This window comes from Streptomyces calidiresistens, from assembly GCF_014141525.1.
In the GTDB taxonomy this organism is placed as follows: Bacteria; Actinomycetota; Actinomycetes; order Streptomycetales; family Streptomycetaceae; genus Streptomyces; species Streptomyces calidiresistens.
Window position 1 is genome coordinate 1 of record NZ_VKHS01000434.1, and the last position, 4702, is coordinate 4702.

Annotated in this window: 4 protein-coding genes; all 4 read left to right on the forward strand. The window is 76.4% G+C overall.

The window, feature by feature from the left end; all coding sequences use genetic code 11:
• Window positions 1-318: 318 nt before the first annotated feature.
• A complete protein-coding gene (locus tag FOE67_RS17010; RefSeq protein WP_182665205.1) occupies window positions 319-1704 on the forward strand; it encodes a phosphomannomutase/phosphoglucomutase in 1386 nt (461 codons plus the stop codon).
• 180 nt (window positions 1705-1884) lie between these two features.
• Window positions 1885-2100 carry a Trm112 family protein gene (locus FOE67_RS17015; RefSeq protein WP_182665207.1) on the forward strand — a complete coding sequence of 72 codons (216 nt, stop codon included), beginning with the start codon at window positions 1885-1887 and terminating at the stop codon, window positions 2098-2100.
• A 33-nt stretch (window positions 2101-2133) separates the two neighbouring features.
• A complete protein-coding gene (locus tag FOE67_RS17020; protein ID WP_182665208.1) occupies window positions 2134-3354 on the forward strand; it encodes a phosphoheptose isomerase family protein in 1221 nt (406 codons plus the stop codon).
• A 129-nt stretch (window positions 3355-3483) separates the two neighbouring features.
• Window positions 3484-4686, forward strand: coding sequence for a mannose-6-phosphate isomerase, class I (gene manA, locus FOE67_RS17025; RefSeq protein WP_182665210.1), 1203 nt, complete (start codon window positions 3484-3486; stop codon window positions 4684-4686).
• The last annotated feature ends 16 nt before the right edge of the window (window positions 4687-4702 follow it).

Sequence of the window (4702 nt, forward strand, 5' to 3'; positions counted from 1 at the left end):
CCCCGGGCCCGGCCCCCCGGCACCCGGGACGGCGCGATCCCCGGCCGGCCCCACCTTCGGCGTCCGCATATGCGCCCGTATCCCCCCGGTCGTAACATCCAATCGGTAGATTGGCGGAGCCGATCGCACCGGGTGTTCCCGGCACGACGGACCGTTCGGGCACCCGGGCAGCGACGCCCCGTGCCGGCGGGGCCCGCCCGCGCCGCGCCCGTCCGACCCCCCGGAGCCGCCGAGCCGGGTCGGGCCGGCACCGCGACGCACCGGCGGGACGCCCCGCGCCGAATCATCGGGAACCACATCGAGGACGAGGGGTGAGCTGTGCCGGACCTGTCGCAGATCGTGAAGGCGTACGACGTACGGGGTGTGGTCCCGGACCAGTGGGACGAGGACCTGGCCCGCCTGTTCGGAGCCGCCTTCGCCGAGGTCGCCGGGGACGGGGACGCCCCCGCCGGCGGCGTCGTCATCGGCCACGACATGCGTCCCTCCTCGCCGGGCCTGGCCCGGGCCTTCGCCGAGGGCGCCGCGAGCCGGGGCGCCGACGTGACCGCCATCGGCCTGTGCTCCACCGACCAGCTCTACTACGCCAGCGGCGCCATGGGGCTGCCCGGCGCGATGTTCACGGCCAGCCACAACCCGGCCCGCTACAACGGCATCAAGATGTGCCGGGCGGGCGCCGCACCGATCGGGCAGGACAGCGGCCTGGCCGAGATCCGCGCCCTGGTCGAGCAGTGGGCCGACGCCGGGGGCCCGCCCGCCCCGACCGTCGCCGTCGCCGAGGGCGGTGTCACCGAGCGGGACACCCTCCGCGACTACGCCGCCCACCTGCGCACCCTGGTGCCGCTGGAGGGCATCCGCCCGCTGCGGGTGGTCGTGGACGCGGGCAACGGCATGGGCGGCCACACCGTGCCCACCGTCCTGGAGGGTCTGCCGATCACCCTGGACCCCCTGTACTTCGAGCTGGACGGCACCTTCCCCAACCACGAGGCCAACCCCCTGGACCCCGCCAACATCGTGGACCTGCAGGCCCGGGTGCGGGAGACCGGCGCCGACCTCGGCCTGGCCTTCGACGGCGACGCCGACCGCTGTTTCGTGGTCGACGAGCGGGGCGAGCCCGTCTCCCCCTCCGCCGTCACCGCCCTGGTCGCCGCCCGGGAACTGGCCAAGCACCCCGGCGGGACGGTCATCCACAACCTGATCACCTCCCGGGCCGTCGCCGAGGTGGTCCGCGAGCACGGCGGCACGCCCCTGCGCACCCGGGTCGGCCACTCCTTCATCAAGGCCGAGATGGCCCGCAGCGGCGCCGTCTTCGGCGGCGAGCACTCCGCCCACTACTACTTCCGGGACTTCTGGAACGCCGACACCGGCATGCTCGCCGCCCTGCACGTGCTGGCCGCCCTCGGCGAACAGGACCGGCCGCTGTCCGGGCTGGTCGCCGAGTACGACCGGTACCCCGCCTCCGGGGAGATCAACAGCACCGTCGCGGACCAGGCGGCGAGCCTGGCCGCCGTCCGCGAGGCGTACGGCGACCGCCCCGGCGTGGAGCTGGACGAGCTGGACGGCCTGACCGTGAGCGCCGACGACTGGTGGTTCAACCTCCGCGCCTCCAACACCGAGCCGCTGCTGCGGCTGAACGTCGAGGCCGACGACGCCGCCACCGTCGCCAAGGTGCGCGACGAGGTGCTGGGCCTCATCCGGATCGGCTGACCCCGGTCGACGCGGCGCGGCGGGCCCCACCATCCCGGGGGCCGCCGCGCCGCTCCACCGGCCCCGCCGTGCGTGGCCGGTGGGGCGACCGGCCGGTAGGGTGAATCACGGGCCGGGTACCGCCCCCGACCCCGATAACCGCCTGTCGCGGACCGTTTCGACCTCCCCGGGGAACCCCACATGTCGCTCGTTGACGCCGGACTGCTCGACCTCCTCGCCTGCCCCGCCTGCCACGCACCGCTGCGGGAGGAGGACACCGGGAAGCCGGACACCGGGGACACGGGGGACACGGGAGCCCTCGTCTGCACCTCCGACACCTGCCGCCTGGCCTACCCGGTGCGCGACGGCATCCCCATCCTGCTCGTGGACGAGGCCGAGGCCCGCGAGGCCTCCTGACCCCCGCACCCCCCGGGCGATCGGAGTCCGCCAATGATCGACGAATCGATGCTCGACGCCCCCGACGCCCTGGCCCGCGCCGACCTGCGCGGCCTGCTGCGGGCGCTCGCCGGTGCCGGCGCCCGGGTCCGGGTCGCCGCCCGGGCGGCCGAGGAGTCCGACCTCCACCGTCTCTCCCCGCAGGGCCGTCCCGGCACCGTCCTCGTCGCCGGGCCCGCCCCCGCCGGCCCCCTCCTGGCACGGACGCTGAACGCCCTCGTCGAACCCGCCGTGCGGGTCCACCGCGTCGAGCCGGTCGGCCCGCTGGCCGACCCCGGCGCCCTGCGCTGGCCGCTGCCGGAGTGGGTCGGCCCGATGGACCTGCTCCTGATCCTCGGCCCGGACGGCAGCGAACCCGGCCTCGGCGAACTCTTCGAGCGTGCCTGGCGCCGGGGCTGCGCCGCCGCCGTGATCGCCCCCGTGCGCTCCTCGCTCTCGGAACTGGCCGCCCGGCGCAACAGCCCCCGCCTGCCCCTGGTCCACCCGGACCGGGAGGAGACCGCCGACCACCCCGCCGCGCCGGGCCCGGCCTGGTCCGCCGTCACCCCCGCGCTGATGCTCGCCGACCGCCTGGGCCTGTGCGAGGCGGGACCGGCGATCCAGGCGGCCGTCGCCGACCGCCTCGACGCCGTCGCCGGACTCTGCGGCCCCGCCTCCGCCTACGACCGCAACCCCGCCAAGGTCCTGGCCGGTGAACTCGACGGGGTACTGCCCCTCCTGTGGTCCCGGGGTCCGCTGGGGCGGGCCGCCGCCGACCACGCGGTCGATCTGATGGCCGCGCTGCCCGGCCTCCCGGCGCTCGCCGCGCCGCTCCCCGAGGCGCTCGCCGCCCACGGCCCGGTGCTCGCCGGGGGCCGGCGGGGCCCCGGCGCGGACCCCGAGGACCTCTTCCGCGACCGGGTGGACGAGCCGCCGTCCCTGCTGCCGAGGGTCGTGCTGCTCCACGACACGCCCCCGAACGGCGATGCCGGACCCAACGGCCCGAACGGCCCGAACGGCAGCGACGCCGGCCCCGGCGCCGAGGGAGCGGACGCCGACGGCACCGCCGTCCCCTCGGCGCTGCCCGCCGCCCGGGCCCTGGCCGGTGAGCACGGGGTGCCGATCACCGAGTTCGTCCCCGAGCCGGGCGAACCGCTGCCCCGACTCGTCGACCTGGTGACCCGCCTCGATTTCACCGCCGTTTACCTCGCGCTCACCCCCAGCGGCCGATCATGACCCGGCCCCGGGCATCGGCCCGGGGCCGGGGCACACCCTCCCGCGTCGACCGGGGGGAGGCCCGACCGTTCACCGGCGGTGTCGCCGCCGATCCCGTCCCGTCCGCACCCACCCCTGGACCGCACCGCCATGGACCGTCTCGCCAATCCCGTGCGCCCCTACGCCTGGGGCTCCACCACCGCCATCCCGGAGCTGCTCGGCACCGAACCCACCGGTGAACCGCAGGCGGAACTGTGGATGGGGGCCCACCCCGGAGCGCCCTCCCTGGTCGACCGGGGAGCCGGTCCCACCCCGCTGCACGCCGTCATCGCCGCCGATCCCGCCGGCGAACTGGGTGCCCGGGCCGTCGAGAGCTTCGGCCCCCGCCTGCCCTTCCTCCTCAAGCTCCTCGCCGCCGACGCGCCGCTCTCCCTCCAGGTCCACCCCGACCTCGAACAGGCCCGTGCCGGCTGGGAGGCCGAGGAGGCCGCCGGCGTCCCCCTCGACGCCCCGCACCGCAACTACAAGGACGCCAACCACAAGCCCGAACTGATCTGCGCCCTCACCCCCTTCGAGGGACTGTGCGGCTTCCGCCCCGCCGCCGACACCGCCGATCTCCTCGACTCCCTGGGCGTGGACGGCCTCAAGCCCTACGCCGACCTGTTGCGGGCCACCCCCGAGGCGGACGCCCTGCGGGAGGTCCTCACCGCCCTGCTGGGCACCGACCGCGAGGCGCTCGCCCCCGTGGTCGGGGAAACCGCCGCGGCGGCCGAACGCCTGGCGGCGGAGGGCGGTCCGCACGCCCGTGCCCTGGCCGCCTACGCGGGCATCGCCCACCACCACCCCGGGGACCCCGGGGTGCTCGCCGCGATGCTCCTCAACCACGTCGTCCTCCAGCCCGGCGAGGCCCTCTACCTGGGGGCCGGCATCCCGCACGCCTACCTGGGGGGCCTGGGTGTGGAGCTGATGGCCAACTCCGACAACGTGCTGCGCTGCGGCCTGACCCCCAAGCACGTCGACGTGCCGGAACTGCTGCGCGTGGTGATCTTCGACAGCGGCGACCCGGGCGTGCTCCGGCCGGAGGCGGGCCCCGACGGCGAGGAGGTCTACGAGACCCCCGTGGACGAGTTCCGCCTCTCCCGGTACGTCCTGGCGCCCGGCGCCGAGGGCCCGTCCCCGTCGGGGGACCGACCGCAGATCCTGCTGTGCACCGAGGGGACCGCGACCCTCACCGACGACACCGGCGCCTCCCTGACCCTGCGGCGCGGCGAGTCGGCCTTCGTGCCCGCCGGCGCCCCGGCCATCCGCCTCACCGGCCCCGCCACCGTCTTCCGCGCCACCGTCCGACTCTGATCGCCCGTCCCCCGGG